2 protein-coding genes are annotated in these 1,525 nt (G+C 35.9%); both read left to right on the plus strand.

Annotation, left to right across the window (positions count from 1 at the left end; translation table 11 throughout):
- Positions 1 to 398: 398 nt before the first annotated feature.
- Complete coding sequence (locus tag RLO81_RS06555; protein WP_350108963.1) at positions 399 to 1,013, plus strand: hypothetical protein; 615 nt, start codon at positions 399 to 401, stop codon at positions 1,011 to 1,013.
- A 35-nt stretch (positions 1,014 to 1,048) separates the two neighbouring features.
- Positions 1,049 to 1,525: hypothetical protein (locus RLO81_RS06560; protein WP_350108966.1), on the plus strand; the 477-nt coding region annotated here is incomplete at its 3' end.

Genomic DNA, 1,525 nt, shown 5'->3' on the forward strand with positions numbered 1-1,525 from the left:
CTTGTCAGGAGGACAAGGGATTTATTAATTAATTTAATGAGATGGGAAACCCATCACACCCGGGCATTATCAGCCACGGAGTAGTAGGCCCCTGGTTCTTCAGCCAGGATGATGTGATCCAGGAGTGCAATGTCCATTTAATTGCTGGCTTCTTTGATCTTTTTTGTCAGAAAGAGGTCTGCATTCAATAGCAGTTTCTAAATGATATTCTTTAAACCATTTCTGATCTTTTAGGGTCAATCATATGAAAAAGGTTTTATCTGAATAATAATATTCGAAGTAGCGGTAGCGCTCTCGTAAAGAGTGTAAAAAAGACTGGAAACCATTATTGACTATTTATCCTACATTGGGTAAATTCACTATGTGAAACCAGTAATTAGGAATTAAATATTATTGTAATGAATTTTAGTGGAAAAGCTTCTAAAATTTTTAGGGGACTAATTACAATTTTAATCTTGGTTTTGTCGGTGTCTTCTTGTTATGAACCAGATGAATATGTTCCTCCTGTTTATTTGGAGTCCGAAGTTTCTTTGATTGTGGACAATACGCCGTGGGATAGTGTAAGTGAGACTGGCTTAACAGTTGATCTTCAAAACAACATATTAATCATGAGTCTTTTCAATTCTGACCAGTCATCTATTTTTTCATGTGTAGTTAAAGGAGATAATTCTAATTTATTCAATGACTATTCTGGTAGCAGAGAGACTTTACCAATTAAGCCTTTAACTTATTGGACTAATGATTCGCTTAGCGTTGAAATGTATTATCGCTCATCAATTGATGGAGCGAAAATCATAACTGGCAATCAAACTGTATACTGGTATGGAAGTGACCCAGAATTTAATGTATGGATCATATCCGATGCTTTTATTGAAAGAGGTGAAAGATATATATCAGGATCTTTCACAGCAAGAACATTTCACGCTAATTCAAATCAATTTCCAAGATACAGATATATCGAAGGCTCCTTTAAAAACATAAGAATTAGTGAAACACACATTATAGAGAGGTGAGGAACCTATGAACAAATACCATAAAAATTACAGCTATGAGAAAACTTATCTTTTTTTGTTTAATCATTCTTTCCTACAATTTACTAGGAATTGAGTTACACATCATTGGACCAGATGTTACATGCCCAAATTCAGATATCTTAGAATATGATGTATATGCCACTGGAGTTGCAGGGGAGAAACTAAGTGGTGGGATTGGCTGGGAGGTTTACGTCAATGGAGTCCGTCAAGCACATATGTCAAGTGGACCTTATTCTTGTGGGAATGACAAAGATTTTACAATAACCTTTCCTCCAAATGGGAGTGGCCTTTATGGATGGCAAGATGTAGGTCAAGTGGAATTAAAAGTATTTTTTAAAGGGGGAATAACCTGTTTCAACCTCACTAAATCTAAATTTATCACATCAAGAGTTCCCGATCCTGGAATTCCTACTACTTCTGATGGTGGGTTAACCTTTTGTCCGGGAGAATCAAAAATCGTCACCTTATCACCACCAATGATTGATCTCCCT

Origin of the sequence: Fulvivirga sp., from assembly GCF_040220315.1 — a bacterium.
GTDB lineage: Bacteria > Bacteroidota > Bacteroidia > Cytophagales > Cyclobacteriaceae > Fulvivirga.